This window comes from Burkholderia theae (assembly GCF_048565265.1).
Lineage (GTDB): Bacteria > Pseudomonadota > Gammaproteobacteria > Burkholderiales > Burkholderiaceae > Burkholderia > Burkholderia theae.
This window is the reverse complement of record NZ_CP183461.1, coordinates 300,592-317,275: the sequence shown is the minus strand read 5'-3', so window position 1 is coordinate 317,275 and position 16,684 is coordinate 300,592. Positions and strand designations below refer to the sequence as shown.

Sequence of the window (16,684 nt, the reverse complement as noted above, 5' to 3'; positions counted from 1 at the left end):
ACGCTGCCGTTATACGCGGGAAGGCCGTTCGACAGCCTGCCGAGCGTGGCACATCCCCCACTCCGGCAGCTTCCGGCAGCCCCCGTCTCGTTTTAATTCTTACCGAATGCCGCGTCGGACAAGGAATCAAAACGCGATATCCGTTTCAATCGCCTTTTTTAGACGGGTTCATCAATTGACAGCAAAAATCAAGGCGGCGACATTAGCTCGCACAATTAAACGATTGGAGACAGCGGCATGTCGCACACCTTATCGAAGGGGGTGGCAACGGCCTTTGCCATTACCCCTTTCCTGCTTGCCTGTGGTGGGGGGGATTCTGGCGGCGCGCCTGCGCCGATCAATGCGCCCCAATGTTCCGGATCGAGCTGCGGCACGCAAGGGCCGCCGCCTTCGCAGCCCGTCAACGGTTCGCTGTGCCCGGCCGACGCCGACATCGTGAAGAGCACGTATCTCGGTGGCGCCGGTAGCGGCGAGATCGTCAGCGTCAACATCGACGCGGTCGCGATGACCTACACGCTCAAGTGGCTCGAATCGCCGATTCCGCTCGCGACCGGCACGGTCACGCCGAGCCGCGTCGGCACGTCGATCGCCGGCAAGGTCATCCATCCGCCGACCGGCACGCTGCCGACCGCCGAACAGACGCGCTGCGCGTTCGTCCTCACGCCGGGCACGGGCACCGCACCGAACGGCTCGACCTATTCGACGGCCGCCGACTTCAATCCGGCGAACCCGCCGATGCTGCTGGTCGGCATGGGCGTCGCGGGCGGCGGCATTCCGGGTGCGACGGTGCAGTACGACGGGCTGACGATCAGCCTCGCCGGCATCCCGCTCTACCAGAACGTCGGCCAGGTGCCGAACCGTCACTTCGACTTCTATCCGTTCCTCGGTTTCGCGAACACGACGACGGACCTCACGAAGCTGCCGGGCACCTACAACGCGCTGATCTACCACCTCGTGCCGTCGGGCAACTACGCGACGCAAGGTGCGAGTTCGAGCGAGACGTTCGATGCGAACGGCGCGTGCACGTCGACGAATGCGTCGGGCTGCGAAACGACCGGCGATCCGTGGAAGACGAGCGCGAACGGCGGCTACTTCGACAGCACGAAGGCACCGCAGATCCTGCCGCAGACGAAGCTGCCGATCATCGGCGCAACCGGCAAGTCGGCGACCGCGCACATGGTGATCGGCCAGCTCAACGGCGCGACCGTGCCGGTGATCGTGCGCACGGGCAACGTGAACCTCGGCACGCCGCCGCTGCACACCGACGCGCAGGTCGACGACGAATCGGGCATCGCGGTACTCGGCTCGGCGACGGCGATCCAGTCGGGCGCGATCGACGGCGGCTACGCGGGCGCGGACTCGAACTTCAAGTACACGGCCGCACTGATCCGCGGCAGCAACGCATCGTTCATCAACCCGACCACGCAGGCCGAGGAAGACGCCTTCTCGCTCGACTACGGCCAGGCGACGCCGGGCCTGCTGAACGCGAAGACGACGCCGCCGAGCGGCGCGGCCTACCCGTCCGCGTCGGGCGTGGTGATCGCGACGGGCGGGCTGTACGCGGCGCTCATCCAGGGCACGGTGAACGGTGGCGTCACGTCGACGTCGGCGAACTCGAGCACGTCGTCGACACCGTACTTCGGCGTGGGCGCGCAGATCAGCAAATAGCGTACGAGGACGCGGCGGCGGCCAGCCCGCTGCCGCGTGACGCAAGGACGCGCGTGGCACGGCGCGGGCAGGACGAGCACAAGTAACAGAAGCGGCCGACAGGGAGCTGGCCGCCGCACAAGACAAATCTGGAGGAGCAACATGAAGCGCAACCTCATTCTGGCGGCGGCCCTTGCCGCCCCCCTTCTTTCCGCCTGCGGCGGCGGCAGCGACAATCCGCCCCCGCTCGTCGAAGACCGGCTCTGTCCCGCCTCGCTCGATTACACCACCGTGTTTACGGGCGGTGCGGGCAGCGGCGAACTCGCCAAGGTCCAGCTCGACACGACCAAGATGACGTGGCAGGTCACGTACGTCGAATCGCCGGTGCCGCAAACGACCGGCACCGTCGTGCCGACCCGCGCGGGCACCGTCGACAGCGGCACGCTCACGCAGGAAACGCTGCTGCCGACCAACAAGCTGAACCAGTGCGCGTTCCGCCTGAACGGCGCAAGCCTCGACCCGACGCGCCCGGCACGGATCTTCGTCGGCGAAGGTGTCGCGGGCGGCACGATTCCCGGCAAGGAAATCCAGTTCGGCGGCGTGCTCGGCCAGGCCGCGGTGCCCGACACGAAATTCCCGTACTACCCGTTCATCGGCTTCTCGTCGATCGAGACCAACATCGCGAACGTCGCGGGCACGTACAGCCATGTCGGCTTCGGCGAAGTGCCGTCGCAGAACTTCGCGCCCGCGTCGATCGACGCGAAGGTGACGATCAACGCGGACGGCTCGTGGACCAAGTGCGACACGACCGGCCAGTTCGCCGGCGGCGCGTGCACGCAGCAGGGCACGAACTTCGTGCAGTCCGCGGACGGCAGCGGCGCATTCCAGTCCAACAACTACCAGAGCCAGTTGAAGCCGACGCTGTCGACGACGCCGCAGGGCAAGGGCTTCATGATCGTCGGCAAGCTGCGCAACCAGCTGGTGCCGATCCTCGTGCGCACGGGCGTCGCGAACCCGAACCCGACGCCCGACAGCAACGGCGTGCCGGGCCTCACCGCCGACGACGAATCGAGCATCTCGATCCTCGCGCCGCAATCGATGGTCGCGGTCGGTTCGCAGAACGGCGAGTACATCGGCGTCGACAGCCAGTTCAATTACCGGACCACCGCGCTGACCAACACCCAGGCCACGCTGCTCGATCCGTTCCAGCCGTCGCAGGCCTCGCTCGCGACCGCACTCGACCTCGACTACACGCAGAAGGTGCCGGGCACGGTCACGACGATCCACACGGGTTCGGGCAGCACGTCGCCGACCGGCAAGTTCATCTTCACGGGTGGCGTGTTCGGTTTCCTCGATAACGCCGGATCGACGCCGTATTTCACGATCGGCGCGTTCGTCCAGTAAGCAGAGGGGAAAGCCGTGATGAAGAAAACCCTACTCTGCGCGGCGGCCGGCGCCGCCGCCCTGGCGCCGCTCGCGGCGCACGCGCAGAGCGCCGGCAGCAACGTCGTCACGCTGGGCTGGTTCCACGTGATGCCGCAACAGAGCAGCACGCCGATGACGACCAACGTCGCACCGACGCCGATCAACACGCCGCTGCGGCTGCCGCCGTCGTTCACGTCGCCGGGCACCGGGCTGCGTACCAGCGGCGCCGACACCGTCGGCCTGACGGTCAGCCACTTCCTGACCGACCACATCGCGGTCACGTCGGTGGCGGGCGTGCCGCCGGTGTTCAAGGTGTCGGGCCAGGGCACGATCAGGCCGCCCGGCCCGGCCGGCGCGCTCGGCACGCAGAACATCGGGCTGGCGTCGGTCAACCCGATCGTGAAGAGCGTGCGGCAGTGGAGCCCGGCCGTGCTGCTGCAATACTACTTCGGGCAGGCGACCGCGAAGTTCCGGCCGTTCCTCGGCCTCGGCGTGTCGTACAACTGGTTCAGCGACCTGCAGCTCAACACGAACTTCATCAAGCAGACGCAGGAGAACCTCGGCGCGATTCTCGCGGCGGGCGCGGGCAAGCCGGGTACGACATCGGTGGAGGCGAAGGCGTCGTCGTCATGGCAGCCGGTGTTCAACGCGGGTCTGCAGTACAACATGACCGAGCATTTCGGGCTGATCGCGTCGGTGACGTACATCCCGCTGAAGACGACGTCGACGGTGACGATCAAGGCGGCCGACGGTTCGGTGCTCGCCGAGTCGAAATCGGACCTGAAGGCCGACCCGATCATCAGCTACGTCGGGATGACGTACAAGTTCTGAGCCCGGCGACGGGCGACGAATGGCACGCTGCGGCAAAATCGCAGGCAAAAAAAAGCCCGCCTAAGAGGCGGGCTGAATCCATATCAGAGGAGACATGGAGGAGACAGGTGCAACTATAGCGAAACAGTTTCCGCAATGCAACATTTCCGTAGAGAAAATAAGGATTTTCCCTCGAATGCTGGCTCTAAATCGCTTCGTTCGCTTCTGACCCCTTCCTGATCTCCCCGTCCAGCACCTCGCCCAGCGCGTCGCGCAGCAGCGCGACGGGCCGCACCAGGCGGCCCGGCAGCGCGGCGTGCACGATCCACACGTTGATCCGCGTCTCCAGCCCCACCGTTTCCACCACCCGCAGCGCATCGCGATGCGCGCTGCGCGCGAGCGCGTTCGGCGGCGCGATCCCGATGCCCGCGCCGCGCGCGACGAGCGACAGCTGCAGCTCCGAGCCGAACGCCTCGACCGCGACGTCGAACGGCAGCCCGGCCGCGCCGAGCGCGCGACTCAGCGCCGAACGCATCCCGCAGCCGTCCTGACTCAGCACCCACGGAAAACCCGACAGCGTGTCGAGCGACAACGGGCCGTCCGGCAGCGGAAAGTCGCGCGCGGCGACGAGCACCGTCGGCTGCGTGGCGAGCAGCGTCGCCGTGAACGCGTCGGGCAGCACCGTGCTCGCCGGCACCATCACGGCCGCGACGTCGAGCGTGCCGCGCTCGATGCCCTGCAGCAGCGCCGGCGACCAGCCGGCCGTCACGCGCAGCGTGAGGCGCGGGAATGCGTCGCGCAGCCGGTCGATCGGCCGCTCGAGCGCCAGCTCGGACAGGAACGGCGGGACGCCGATGCGCAGCTCGCCCGACGGCTCGCTGTCCGGCGCGCCGGCCGCCATCAGCTCGTCGACCGCGCCCAGCACGTTGCGCGCGAGCGCATAGACGTCGCGCCCGGCCGCGGTCGGCTTCAGCGGCTTGCTTTGCCGTTCGAGCAGCGGCACGCCGAGCAGCGTTTCGAGGTTCTGCACGCGCCGCGTCAGGCCGGGCTGCGTCAGGTGGAGCTTCGCGGCCGCGGCAACCATCGAGCCGCTGTCGACCACCGCGACGAACGCCAGGAGATCACGCGTATTCAAAACAAACTCGCATAATCATGTTAGACATATTTCAATTGTCGCATAAACATCGGCCGCCTACGATGGGAACTCCTTCGACCCATACCCCAGGCTTCCGATGAACTGCCCTGCCAACCCTTGTCCCGGCGCCGTTCGCGCACCCGTCGGCGCGCCGCCCGCGCTGAGCGCGGGCATGACGCTGTTCTTCGCCGCGACGGTCGGCGTGATCGTGATGGACCTGTTCGCCGCGCAACCGCTGACGGGCCCGATCAGCGCGGACCTGCACCTGCCGCCCGGCCTCGCCGGCCTCGTCGCGATGCTGCCGCAGCTCGGCTACGCGGCCGGGCTCGTGCTGCTCGTGCCGCTCGTCGATCTGCTCGAAAACCGCCGCCTGATCGTCGCGACGCTCGTCGCCTGCGCGGCCGCGCTCGCGCTGCCTGCGTTCACGCGGTCGGGCGTCGTGTTTCTGCTGGCGACGCTGGTCGCCGGCGCCGCGTCGAGCGTGATCCAGATGCTCGTGCCGATGGCCGCGTCGATGGCGCCCGAAGCGCAGCGCGGCCGCGCGGTCGGCAACGTGATGAGCGGGCTGATGCTCGGCATCCTGCTGTCGCGGCCGCTCGCGAGCCTGATCGCGGGCTCGGCCGGCTGGCGCGCGTTCTACGCGCTGGCCGCGCTCGCGAACGTCGCGATCGCCGTCGTGCTCGCGCTGCGCCTGCCGTCGCGCACGCCGTCGATCACGGCCGGCTACCGCGCGCTGCTCGCGTCGATGGGGCGCCTGCTCGCCGACGAACCGGTGCTGCGCCGGCACGCGCTGTCGGCCGCGCTCGCGATGGCTGCGTTCAGCGCCTTCTGGACCGCCGTCGGGCTGCGGCTCGCGCAGCCGCCGTTCGGTCTCGACCTGCACGGGATCGCGCTGTTCGCGTTCGCCGGCGCCAGCGGTGCGATCGTCACGCCGCTCGCCGGCCGCGCCGGCGATCGCGGCCACGGCCCGGCCGCGCAGCGGATCGCGCACGGCACGATGCTCGTGGCGCTCGCCGTGCTCGGCATCGCGGGCGCCGGCTGGTTCGGCTTCGACGCGCATGCGCATCGCGGCCTCGCGCTTGCGCTGCTCGCCGGCGGCGCGGCGCTGCTCGACGCGGGTGTCATCGTCGACCAGACGATCGGCCGCCGCGAGATCAACCTGCTGAACCCGGCCGCGCGCGGGCGCCTGAACGGGCTGTTCGTCGGGCTGTTCTTCGTCGGCGGCGCGCTCGGCGCGGCGCTCGCGGGCAGCGCGTGGGCATGGGGCGGTTGGAGCGCCGTGTGCGGCATCGGGTTCGCGTTCGCCGGCGCGGCCGCGGTGTTCGGCCTCACGGCCGGGCGCCGGGTCGGCACTGCGGCGCTGACTCGCCCGCATCCGTGAAGCGGACGTAAAAAGTCGAACGCCCCGCCCTCTTGCGAGGGACGGGGCGTTCGGCGCACCGGAATCCGTTCGAAATCAGTGACGCACCAGCGCCATCATCGCGCCGAAGCCGACGAACAGCCCGCCCGTCAGCCGGTTGAACACCTTCGCGACGCTCTGGCTCTTCAGCGTCGCGCCGATGCGCGTGCCGAACGACGCGTAGACGAGATACCAGCTCACCTCGATCACCGCGAACGTGACGACGAGAATGCCGAACTGCGGCAGCGTCGGCTCGGCCGCGTTGATGAACTGCGGCAGCAGCGCGGCCGCGAACAGGATCGCCTTCGGGTTGCTGCCCGCGACCAGGAAGCCGTTGCGGAACAGCACCCAGCGCGATGCCGACGCAGCCTGGCGCGACACCGATTCGACGTCGGCGGCCGGCGGCGCATCATCGACGCGCGCACGCCACGCCTTCACGCCGAGGTAGATCAGGTACGCGGCGCCCGCGAAGCGCAGCGCGTTGAACATCGCGGGCCACGCTTCGAGGAACACGCCGAGGCCGGCCGCCGAAACCGACAGCATCAGCACCAGCGCGCTCAGGCAGCCGGCCATCGTCGACGACGAGCGCCGCAGCCCGTGCCGCGCGCCGTGCGTCATCACGAGCAGCATGTTCGGGCCCGGAATCGCCGACACGACGAACACCGTCGCCACGAAAAGCCACCACGTATGCAAGTTCATGCGTGCCTCTGCCTGAATGTAGGAAAACCGAAACGTCGATTATGCCGTGCGCGCGGCGCTTCTGTCGCGTCGTGTCAGCGGCCGGCGCGGCGCAGCGCGACTTCGCCGAGCACCGCGAAGTCCTGATCTCCGCCGCCGTGCGCGAGCGCGTCAAGCAGGCTGTCGCGCACGACGCTCGCGATCGGCAGCGGCACCGACGCGGTGTCGCCAGCCTCCAGCGCGAGCCGGACATCCTTCAGCCCGAGGCGCGCCTTGAAGCGCGCGGGCTCGTATTGCCGCTCGGCGATCATCCCGCCGTAGCCTGCGTAGACGGGCCCCGGAAACACGCTGCTCGTGATCACGTCGAGGAAATCGCGCATCGCGACGCCGTGCGCGCCCAGCAGCGCGGACGCCTCGCCGAGCGTCTCGATCGCCGACGCGAGCGTGAAGTTCGCCGCGATCTTCGCGACGTTCGCGTGCTGCGGCAGCGAGCCGAACCGCCAGGTCTTCTGGCCGATCGCGTCGAACAGCGGCTGCACGCGGTCGATCGCCTCGGCCGGGCCGCCCGCCATGATAGTCAGGCGCGCGGCGGCCGCGACGTCGGGCCGCCCCATCACCGGCGCGGCGACATAATCGATGCCGCGCGACGCATGCGCGTGCGCGAGCGATTCGGCGAGCGCGACCGACACCGTCGCCATGTTCACGTGGATCAGGCCGCGCGGCGCCTGCGCGAGCAGCGCGTCGTCGAACACGGCGCGCGCGGCCGCGTCGTCGCCGAGCATCGAGAACACGGCATCGCCGCGAAACGCGTCGGCCGGCGTGTCGACGATCTGCGCGCCGAATGCCGCGAGCGGCTCCGCACGCTCGCGCGACCGGTTCCAGACCCGCACCGTGTGGCCCGCCTTCAGCAGGTTCGTTGCGATCGCCTGCCCCATTTCGCCCAGCCCGATAAATCCGAGATCCATTGCCTGCTCCTTCGCTCCGTGGAGCCGCGAGTTAAACACAGATGGCGGCCGTCTGCAGCGCCCGCCGCCGGCCGTGCGCGGTGCGATACTGCACGGATGGCGACCGCGACCTTCCGCTTCCACGACGAACTGAACGCCTTTCTCCCGCGCGCGCAGCGCGACCGCGCGTTCGGGCACGCGTGCGCGCGCGATGCGACGGTGAAGCACGCGATCGAGGCGCTCGGCATTCCTCACACGGAAATCGGCCGGCTCCACGTGAACGATGCACCGGCCGCGCTCGACCGGCCGCTGGGCGACGGCGACCGCGTCGAAGCCTTTCCGGAGCGCGCGCAGCCGGCGGCAAACGGTGCCACCGCGCCGCAGCCGGCGCAATGGTGCTTCATCGCCGACGCGCATCTCGGCGGCCTCGCGCAACTGTTGCGCCTCGCGGGCTTCGACACCTGCTACGACAACCACTATCGCGACGACGAGCTCGCGGCGCTCGCCGCACGAGAGGGCCGGATCGTGCTGACCCGCGACCGCGAACTGCTCAAGCGGCGCACGATCGCGCGCGGCTGCTACCTGCACGCGCTGCAACCGGCCGACCAGCTGCGCGAGCTGTTCGCGCGGCTCGATCTCGCGCCGCACATGCGGCCATTCCGGCTATGCCTGCGCTGCAATGCACCGCTGCATCCGCTCGACGCGGCGGCTGCCGCGCCGCGCGTGCCGGCCGGCGTCGGGCTGCGGCACCGGCGCTTCGCCGCGTGCGACGTGTGCCGGCGCGTGTTCTGGGAAGGCTCGCACTGGCGGCGCATGCGCACGGTGGTCGACGCGATGCGCACGCCGCCGACGCCGGCGGACGAACACGGCGCCTGAAAAAACAAAACCCCGCATGCCGAAACATGCGGGGTCTCGCGACTGGCGGCCGGCAGTGCCGGCCCCGGCGAAGCGCTTAGTTTGCTGCGCCTGCGTCGTTCGTGCCGGCTGCCGATGCGGCTGCGGCCTTTGCCTTGCCCTTGGCCGAACCGTGTTGCTTCAGCGCGTGCTTCGGCTTGCTGTGATCCTTCTTCATCGGTGCGGAGGCGGGTGCCATCGCGCCTGCCGGAGCCGACGCCGACTCCTGTGCGAATGCCGAAACCGATGCGAGTGCGATTGCTGCGGTCATGATCGAAGCGAGCGTCTTCTTCATTGTTCTTCCTTTAGCGGAGAAAAAATCAAACGAACCGGTGAAAGATGCGAGGCATTCGCATCGGAGCGCCAGGCCGGGAGGCCGGCTTTCGCCGTTCCGCCTCAATAAAACCTGACGCACTGGTTCCATAACGCACCGCCTTCGCGGCGAGTTGACACGTTGCTTGCGCCCCTCGGGTTTCCCCGGGGGCGAGCGCTTCTTTCCGCGTCTTCCCGCGTCGGCGCGCCGGTGCGGCGGCCGCCGCACTGGCCCCACAAACGCGCTCGCGTGCCATCGGGGCGACGCTTATACTGGCGTCCATCCGTCCCCTTCCCCGGAAACCGGATCGCGGCCGGTCGCCAGACCGCCGCTGTCTCGAGGCGCTCAAATTGCCCGATCACAATCTGGACAAACTGAAAATCGACCGGCGTCCGGTCGCACCGGCACCCCGCCGACGCCGGTGGGTCCGCTATGCGGCCGCCGCCGCGATCGCCCTCGTCACGATCATCGCCGGCCTTGCGCTCACCGGCCGGCCGACCGTCGAAACGACGTCCGTCACGTCCGCCTACCCGTACCAGAACGACACGCAACTGAATGCGACCGGCTACGTCGTGCCGCAGCGCAAGGCCGCGGTCGCGTCGAAGGGCCAGGGGCGGGTCGAATGGCTCGGCGTGCTCGAGGGCACGCGCGTGAAGAAGGACGAGATCATCGCGCGGCTCGAAAGCCGCGACGTCGAGGCGGCGCTCGCGCAGGCGCTGGCCCAGGCGAAGGTCGCCCGCGCGAACCTCGGCGTGCAGCAGGCCGAGCTGAAGGACGCCGAAATCGCATTCCGCCGCACCGCGGCGCTCGCGCCGAAGGGCGCCGTGCCGGCCGCGCAGCTCGACATCGACACGGCCCGCGTGAACAAGGCGCGCGCGTCGCTCAGCAGCGGCGAGGCCGCGATCGTGTCCGCCGACGCCAATGCGCAGGCCGCGCAGGTCGCGGTCGACCAGACGGTGATCCGCGCGCCGTTCGACGGCATCGTGCTCGCGAAGCATGCGAACGTCGGCGACAACATCACGCCGTTCTCGTCCGCGTCGGACAGCAAGGGCGCGGTCGTGACGATCGCCGACATGGACACGCTCGAGGTCGAGGCCGACGTCGCCGAATCGAACATCGCGAAGATCCGCGCCGAGCAGCCGTGCGAGATCCAGCTCGACGCGCTGCCCGACATGCGCTTCGCGGGCCGCGTGTCGCGCATCGTGCCGACCGTCGACCGCTCGAAGGCGACCGTGCTCGTGAAGGTGCGCTTCGTCGATCGCGACGACCGCGTGCTGCCCGACATGAGCGCGAAGATCGCGTTCCTGTCGAAGCCCGTGTCGGCGCAGGACCGGCAACCCGTGACGGCCGTGCAGGCGAGCGCGGTGGTCGAGCGCGACGGCCGGCCGGTCGTGTTCGTCGTGAAGGACGACAGCGTGCGCGCGGCGGCCGTGACGACGGGCATGCGGATCGGCGAGCTGGTCGCGCTCCGCGGCGTGAAACCCGGCGACACGGTCGTGCTCGCACCGGGCGAGAAGCTGAAGGACGGCGCGAAAGTGACCGTCGCGAAGAAGTAGCGCGAGCGTGAACGACACGTCGCCGCCCCTCGTCGAGATCAGCCACGTCGCGAAGTCGTACCGGCGCGGCAACCAGATCGTGCCCGTGCTGACCGACATCACGCTCGACATCGGCGAAGGCGATTTCGTCGCGCTGATGGGGCCGTCGGGCTCCGGCAAGAGCACGCTGCTGAACCTCGTGGCCGGCATCGACCGGCCCGACAGCGGCGAGCTGCGCGTGGGCGGCCTCGACATCTCGCAGCTCGCCGAGGCGCAACTGGCCGAATGGCGCGCGGCGAACGTCGGCTTTATCTTCCAGTTCTACAACCTGATGCCCGTGCTCACCGCGTTCGAGAACGTCGAGCTGCCGCTGATGCTCACGCACCTGTCGCGCCGCGAGCGGCGCGAGCGCGTCGAGCTCGTGCTCGACATGGTGAATCTCGGCGACCGGACGAGCCATTACCCGTCCGAGCTGTCGGGCGGCCAGCAGCAGCGCGTCGCGATCGCGCGCGCGCTGATCACCGACCCCGTGCTGATCGTCGCGGACGAGCCGACCGGCGACCTCGACCGCACGTCGGCCACCGACGTGCTCGCGATGCTGCAGCGGATGAACGCCGAGCTCGGCAAGACGATCATCATGGTGACCCACGATGCGCACGCGGCCAGCGCCGCGCAGTCGCTCGTGCATCTGGAAAAAGGGGAGCTGATCGATGGGCACGCCGGCTGACCGGCGGCGGGAGCGCGCGCGATGTATGTGCTGAAGCTGATCGCGCGCAACGCAATGCGGCACCGGCTGCGCACGCTGCTGACCGTGCTCGGGCTCACGATCGCGGTGCTGGCGTTCGGGCTGCTGCACACCGTCGTCGACGCGTGGTACGCGGGCGCGGCCGCCGCGTCCAGCGGACGGCTCGTCACGCGCAATGCGATCTCGCTGGTGTTTCCGCTGCCCGTCAGCTACGAGAACCGGATTCGCGGCGTCGACGGCGTGACGGCCGTGGTCCGCTCGAACTGGTTCGGCGGCATCTACCGCGACCCGAAGAACTTCTTCGCGAGCTTCGCGGTGTCGGACAACTATCTCGACCTGTATCCGGAATTCATCATCCCGGCGCAGCAGCGCGCCGACTACGACCGCGACCGCCGCGGCTGCCTCGTCGGGCGCCAGCTCGCGACGCAGTTCGGCTTCAAGATCGGCGACGTGATCCCGCTCAAGGGCACGATCTATCCCGGCACGTGGGATTTCGTCGTGCGCGGGATTCTCGACGGCCGCGACGATTCGACGATCACGCGCCAGATGGTGTTCCACTGGGACTACCTGAACGAGACGGTGCGCCAGCGCACGCCGAAACAGGCCGACCAGGTCGGCGTATTCGTGCTCGGCGTCGCGAACCCCGACGACGGCGCGACGATCGCGCGCGGCGTCGACGCCGTGTTCAAGAACTCGCTCGCCGAGACGCTGACCGAGACCGAGCAGGCGTTCCAGCTCGGCTTCGTCGCGATGTCGAACCAGATCATCGCGGCGATCCGCCTGGTGTCGTACGTGGTGATCCTGATCATCATGGCCGTGATGGCCAACGCGATGGCGATGAGCGCGCGCGAGCGCACGGCCGAATACGCGACGCTGAAGGCGCTCGGTTTCGGCCCCGGCTTTCTCGCGCTGATCGTATTCGGTGAATCGGTCGTGATCGCGGTGGCCGGCGGCGGGCTCGGGATCCTCGCGACGCCGCCGGCCGCGAGCCTGTTCAAGCAGGCGGCCGGCGGCATCTTCCCGGTGTTCAAGGTGTCGACCGAGACGGTCGTGCTACAGGCCGCGTGCTCGGTCGCGGTCGGCGTCGCGGCCGCGATCGTGCCGGCGTGGCAGGCGGCACGCGTGCGCGTCGTCGAAGGCCTGCGGGCGATCGGGTAGGCATGGCGATCCCGCTCAACTACATCGCGCGCAACCTGTGGACCCGGCGGCTCACCACCGCGCTGACCGCGGGCGGGATGGCGCTCGTGATCTTCGTGTTCGCGACGGTCCAGATGCTCGACGCGGGGCTCACGCAGACGCTCGTGTCGACCGGCGAGCCCGACAACGCCGTGGTGATCCGCAAGGGCGCCGAAACCGAGATCCAGAGTTCGATCGACCACCAGCAGGCCAACGCGCTCGAGATGCACCCGGCCGTCGCGCTCGGCCCCGACGGACGGCCGCTCGTGTCGAAGGAAGCCGTCGTGCTGATCTCGCTCGTGAAGACGTCGACCGGCAAGCCGTCGAACGTCGTGATCCGCGGCGTGTCGCCGGCCGGCCTCGCGCTGCGGCCGCACGTGAAACTGGCGGCGGGCCGCATGTTCGTGCCCGGCTCGTCGGAGATCATCGTCGGCAGCGCGATCGCGAAAGGCTTCAGCGGCACGCAACTCGGCGACAGCCTGCATTTCGCGCAGCGCGACTGGACCATCGTCGGCATCTTCGACGCGGGCGGCAGCGGCTTCGATTCGGAGATCTGGGGCGACGTCGATCAACTGATGCAGTCGTTCCGGCGCACCAGCTATTCGTCGATGGTGCTGCGCATCCCGAGCGCCGACGGCTTCGCGCGCTTCAAGGCCGACATCGACGTCGACCCGCGGCTGACCGACGAGGCGAAACGCGAGCAAACCTTCTACGGCGACCAGTCGAAGGCGCTGTCGACGTTCATCAACATCCTCGGCATCACGCTGTCGACGATCTTCTCGATCGCCGCGATGATCGGCGCGATGATCACGATGTATGCGTCGGTCGCGAACCGCGTCGCCGAGATCGGCACGCTGCGCGCGCTCGGCTTCAAGCGCAGGAACGTGCTCGCCGCGTTCCTGCTGGAAGCGCTGCTGCTCGGCTTCGTCGGCGGTGTCGCGGGGCTCGCGTGCGCGTCGCTGATGCAGTTCGCGTCGTTCTCGACGACCAACTTCCAGACCTTCTCGGACCTGTCGTTCCGCTTCGTGCTGACGCCCGCGATCGCCGTGAAGACGCTGCTGTTCTCGCTCGTGATGGGGCTCGTCGGCGGGTTGCTGCCGGCGATGCGCGCGTCGCGGCTGAAGATCGTCGACGCGCTGCGCGCGCAGTGACGCGCACGGCCGCTCAGCGCATGCGTGGCACCCACGCGCCGTGGAACCCGGCCGGCACGCGGCGCGGCAGGTGCACGGTCGCGACCGGCCCCGCGTCGATCGCGCGCGCATCGAGGATCACGACGTCGCTCGACTCCGTCGCCGCGCGGTAGACCATCACCAGCAGCCAGCCGTCGTCCTCGTCGACACCGCCCGGGCGCGGCACGAACACGGGTTCGCCATTCTGGTCGCCGGCCGGCACCGCGTAATGCATTGACGTACCGCGCGCGTGGTCGAAGCGCATCACGCCGCGCATTTCCGCGTTGTTCGGCTGCTCGACCGCATACAGATAGCGATAGCTGCGCCCGGTCCGGCTTTCGTTGATGCGCGGCAGCTCGATACCGCCGTCGGCGAGCGGCCCTTCGTCGATCAGCCCGTTCGCCGTATCGATCACGTAGCGCCACAACTCGCCGACCGGGTTGTCCTCGAACCGGCCAGTGCGCGCGTCGAGCCGCAGGAACCACGGATAACGCACCACGTCGAGCACGAGGCACGATGCGTCGCAGTCGTACGCGTTCACGACGTGCTGGACGAAGCACGGCTCGACGCCGAACCAGCGCACGTCGCCGCCGTGACGCGGGATCACGCCGATGCGTGCAGGACGGTCGTCGTGCCAGCGCAGCGGCATCCGGTGGCCCTGCTTCAGCAGCGAGAAGTCGTAGCCGACGTTCAGGTCGAGCAGCAGGCTGCGGGTTTCGGTGATCGCGAAGTCGTGCATCATCGACGGCGCCGACAGATCGATAGCAATATCGACGCGCTGCACGCCCTGCGCGTCGGCGACGCCGTAGCGCAGCCACGGCGCGCGCCAGTCCGCGCGAAACGCGATCAGCTCGCCGGTCACCGGGTCGACCTTCGGATGCGCGGTCATGCCGCCGTCGAAACCCGCCAACCGGCGCGACGCGCCGAGCGAATCGAGCGCGGCCGTGATCGCGAACGGCGCGCCGCCCTCCGCCATCGCGAGCAATTCGCCGGCATGCTGCAGCACGCTCACGTTCGGATTGGTGTCGGGCAGATGCGGCACCTGCCCGGGCGCATGCACCGCGGCCCAGCGCTGCGTGCGCGCCCAGCGGTTCCGGTAGCCGGTCGCGCGGCCGTTTTCGAACGCGATCGCGTGCAGCATCGCGGCTTCCGGCCACCACGACAGCATGTCGCTCCCTTCGAAGCGGCCGCCCGGTGGATTCGGGCCGTTGCGCAGCAGCGTGCCATCGAGTTCGCGCGGGACGGCGCCGGTCACGCGCAGGTCGACGAGATCGACCTCGTCGGTAACCGGCGCGAGCGCGCCGCGGTTCAGATCGAATACGGTCATCGTGTCCAGTGCTCCTTCAGCAGTCTTCGGCGGGCGGCGGCAGATCGCCGCGCGCCAGCGCGAGCGCATGGTCGCGCACGTCGTCCGGCCAGCCGGCGATCAGCTCGGCGAGCCGCGCCGGGTCGTTCGCATACAGCGCCCGCGCGGCCTCCTCGAAACCGGGCAGGTCGCCCGCCATCGCCGACATGAAGTGATACGCGCGCGTCTGCGCGTCGCGGTGCCGGTCGGCCGCCGCGTGCGTGCGCCGCGCGTCCTCGACGAGCTTGCGCAGCGCGACGGACGCGCCGCCCGGCTGCGCGCCGAGCCATTCCCAGTGACGCGGCAGCAGCGTGACCTCGCGCGACACGACGCCGAGCTTCGGCCGCCCGCGGCCGCGCTGCTCGCCCGCGCCGGCCGGTTCGCCGGCGGCACCCGCTGCGTCGCCCGGCGGCGGCGCGAAACGCGCGCGCACTTCGTCCGCGGTGCCGCGCAGGTCGAGGTCGATCGAGCGGCCCGTCGCATCGTCGAAGATCAGGATCGAACCGGCCATCGCGTCGCCGGCCGCCTGCCGGACCGCGAGCGCGACCGCCGCAAGCGGGCCCGACACGAGCCGGCGGTGGCCGTCGAAGGCCGTGTAGGAAGGAAGGAGCATGGAGGTTGTCATCGTGGTCACCTGCGGGCAGGAATCGGAATGACGCCATTTTTATCCGGGTATTAATTGAATGTCAATATTACCCGGGTAAAAATATCGCCGATACCCTGCCCTTCGGGCGACCGCGTTGCGCGGTCAGGTCGCCATGACGTGCGCGCTTGCCACCGCGTCGTCGAGCGACACATGCCCTTCGAACGCCGACGAGGCCGGCAGCGGCAAGCCTTCCTCGACCGCGTGCGCGAAATGCACGCCAGCATCGTCGGCGAGCCGCGCGCGCAGCGCGGCGATGCGCGGAAACGCGTCGCGCTCGAACACCGCGTGATAGTCGGCCCAGCGGGCGATCCCCGCGAAATACGCATCGGCCAGCGTGCGCCGTACGCCCAGCAGCCACGGGCCAACGCCGCGCGCGAGCTGCGCTTCGAGCTGCCGGTGCGCCTTCAGCACCTTGCCGCGGCCGTAGGCCTGCAACGCTGCTTTCTCGGCACCCTCGATGTTGTGTTCGTACACGTACCAGAGCGCACCGAACGCGTTGAAGAATGTCGTGTTCAGCCAGGCCAGCATCCGGTTCAGCCGGTCGAAATCCGCGCTGCCCTGGCGGAACGCGAGGCCGCTGTCGAGCACTTGCGCGCCGACGTGGCCGAGGATCGCGAGGCTTTCGGTCAGCACGTCGCCGTTCGCGGTCACGAACGCCGGTGTTTCGGCGACGGGGTTCAGTGCGAGGAACGCGTCGCTCGTCGCGAGGTCGGGCATCGTGATGCGCGACAGCCGATACGGGCGACCGGCCCATTCGAGCGCGACGATCGAGCCGAACGAGCAGCCGGCGGGAATGCCGTAGAGAAGGATCGGGGACATCGGA

At 69.2% G+C, this 16,684-nt stretch carries 16 protein-coding genes; 9 read left to right on the top strand and 7 right to left on the bottom strand.

Features of this window, described 5'->3' with window-relative positions; genetic code table 11:
• The first annotated feature begins 237 nt into the window (after positions 1-237).
• From ACN22W_RS01495 to ACN22W_RS01485, 3 genes are all read left to right on the top strand, one after another.
• Positions 238-1,668, top strand: coding sequence for a DUF2957 domain-containing protein (locus ACN22W_RS01495; RefSeq protein WP_419685884.1), 1,431 nt, complete (start codon positions 238-240; stop codon positions 1,666-1,668).
• A 141-nt stretch (positions 1,669-1,809) separates the two neighbouring features.
• Complete coding sequence (locus tag ACN22W_RS01490; RefSeq protein WP_129513496.1) at positions 1,810-3,051, top strand: DUF2957 domain-containing protein; 1,242 nt, start codon at positions 1,810-1,812, stop codon at positions 3,049-3,051.
• 18 nt (positions 3,052-3,069) lie between these two features.
• A complete protein-coding gene (locus tag ACN22W_RS01485) occupies positions 3,070-3,903 on the top strand; it encodes an OmpW/AlkL family protein (protein ID WP_129513495.1) in 834 nt (277 codons plus the stop codon).
• Between the two features lie 184 nt (positions 3,904-4,087).
• Here the strand turns inward: ACN22W_RS01485 and ACN22W_RS01480 are convergent, their stop codons facing one another.
• On the bottom strand, positions 4,088-5,017 hold the full coding sequence (locus tag ACN22W_RS01480) for a LysR family transcriptional regulator (RefSeq protein ID WP_412022618.1): 930 nt from the start codon (positions 5,015-5,017) through the stop codon (positions 4,088-4,090).
• 97 nt (positions 5,018-5,114) lie between these two features.
• Between ACN22W_RS01480 and ACN22W_RS01475 the strand changes: the two genes are divergently transcribed.
• Positions 5,115-6,398 (top strand): MFS transporter, encoded by a 1,284-nt coding sequence (locus ACN22W_RS01475; protein ID WP_419685883.1) that lies wholly within the window; start codon positions 5,115-5,117, stop codon positions 6,396-6,398.
• 75 nt (positions 6,399-6,473) lie between these two features.
• Here the strand turns inward: ACN22W_RS01475 and ACN22W_RS01470 are convergent, their stop codons facing one another.
• Complete coding sequence (locus tag ACN22W_RS01470) at positions 6,474-7,115, bottom strand: LysE family translocator (RefSeq protein ID WP_412022620.1); 642 nt, start codon at positions 7,113-7,115, stop codon at positions 6,474-6,476.
• A gap of 74 nt (positions 7,116-7,189) precedes the next feature.
• Positions 7,190-8,059: an NAD(P)-dependent oxidoreductase gene (locus ACN22W_RS01465; protein ID WP_193097470.1), complete on the bottom strand. Its 870-nt coding sequence runs from the start codon at positions 8,057-8,059 to the stop codon at positions 7,190-7,192.
• 96 nt (positions 8,060-8,155) lie between these two features.
• Between ACN22W_RS01465 and ACN22W_RS01460 the strand changes: the two genes are divergently transcribed.
• Positions 8,156-8,914: a Mut7-C RNAse domain-containing protein gene (locus ACN22W_RS01460; protein WP_419685882.1), complete on the top strand. Its 759-nt coding sequence runs from the start codon at positions 8,156-8,158 to the stop codon at positions 8,912-8,914.
• 76 nt (positions 8,915-8,990) lie between these two features.
• Here ACN22W_RS01460 and ACN22W_RS01455 read toward each other — a convergent pair whose 3' ends face one another.
• The gene (locus ACN22W_RS01455) at positions 8,991-9,356 is read right to left on the bottom strand and encodes a hypothetical protein (RefSeq protein ID WP_226799902.1); all 366 of its coding nucleotides are present in this window, start codon (positions 9,354-9,356) and stop codon (positions 8,991-8,993) included.
• Between the two features lie 239 nt (positions 9,357-9,595).
• Here ACN22W_RS01455 and ACN22W_RS01450 point away from each other — a divergent pair, with 239 nt between their 5' ends.
• The 4 genes from ACN22W_RS01450 to ACN22W_RS01435 are packed head-to-tail and all read left to right on the top strand — an operon-like array spanning position 9,596 to position 13,852.
• The gene (locus ACN22W_RS01450; RefSeq protein ID WP_419685880.1) at positions 9,596-10,801 is read left to right on the top strand and encodes an efflux RND transporter periplasmic adaptor subunit; all 1,206 of its coding nucleotides are present in this window, start codon (positions 9,596-9,598) and stop codon (positions 10,799-10,801) included.
• 7 nt (positions 10,802-10,808) lie between these two features.
• Positions 10,809-11,507, top strand: coding sequence for an ABC transporter ATP-binding protein (locus ACN22W_RS01445; protein WP_419685879.1), 699 nt, complete (start codon positions 10,809-10,811; stop codon positions 11,505-11,507).
• Between the two features lie 21 nt (positions 11,508-11,528).
• Positions 11,529-12,683: an ABC transporter permease gene (locus ACN22W_RS01440; RefSeq protein ID WP_419685878.1), complete on the top strand. Its 1,155-nt coding sequence runs from the start codon at positions 11,529-11,531 to the stop codon at positions 12,681-12,683.
• A 2-nt stretch (positions 12,684-12,685) separates the two neighbouring features.
• Complete coding sequence (locus tag ACN22W_RS01435; protein ID WP_419685876.1) at positions 12,686-13,852, top strand: ABC transporter permease; 1,167 nt, start codon at positions 12,686-12,688, stop codon at positions 13,850-13,852.
• A 13-nt stretch (positions 13,853-13,865) separates the two neighbouring features.
• On the opposite strand, the gene ACN22W_RS01430 is transcribed toward ACN22W_RS01435, so the two are convergent.
• The 3 genes from ACN22W_RS01430 to ACN22W_RS01420 form a co-directional block, all read right to left on the bottom strand.
• Positions 13,866-15,197 carry a carotenoid oxygenase family protein gene (locus ACN22W_RS01430; RefSeq protein ID WP_419685874.1) on the bottom strand — a complete coding sequence of 444 codons (1,332 nt, stop codon included), beginning with the start codon at positions 15,195-15,197 and terminating at the stop codon, positions 13,866-13,868.
• A 16-nt stretch (positions 15,198-15,213) separates the two neighbouring features.
• Positions 15,214-15,840, bottom strand: coding sequence for a DUF2239 family protein (locus tag ACN22W_RS01425; RefSeq protein WP_419685873.1), 627 nt, complete (start codon positions 15,838-15,840; stop codon positions 15,214-15,216).
• A 123-nt stretch (positions 15,841-15,963) separates the two neighbouring features.
• Entirely contained in the window at positions 15,964-16,680 is a 717-nt protein-coding gene (locus ACN22W_RS01420; protein WP_419685872.1) for a glutathione S-transferase family protein, read from the bottom strand.
• Positions 16,681-16,684 lie beyond the last annotated feature (4 nt).